Source organism: Burkholderia sp. SIMBA_062 (assembly GCF_046534765.1).
Taxonomy (GTDB): Bacteria; Pseudomonadota; Gammaproteobacteria; order Burkholderiales; family Burkholderiaceae; genus Burkholderia; species Burkholderia ambifaria.
Genome location: NZ_JAWRYD010000628.1, coordinates 1 through 236, shown reverse-complemented (window position 1 = coordinate 236; position 236 = coordinate 1). Strand labels below are relative to the sequence as shown.

General features: G+C 62.7%; 1 pseudogene. It reads right to left on the bottom strand.

Annotation, left to right across the window (positions count from 1 at the left end):
* Nucleotides 1–98: 98 nt before the first annotated feature.
* Nucleotides 99–236: pseudogene (locus tag SB786_RS37695) on the bottom strand (FAD-dependent oxidoreductase); the annotation flags it as partial.

The window sequence follows — 236 nt, the reverse complement described above, 5'->3', positions numbered from 1 at the left end:
GTGCGCCATTTCGTAGACCACGTTTCGCTCCTTACTGTTCGCTTGCTGTTATGAAAGCGCGCGCGCATCAACACATGGCACGCGCGCCCGACACGTTATCACGCCGCTGCGCGTAGCCGTGCGATCACTTCGTCGGCGATGGCGAGCGAGGCGGTCAGTCCCGGCGACTCGATGCCGTACAGATTGACGAGCCCGCTCACGCCATGTTCGTCCGCGCCCTGAATCACGAAGTCGCC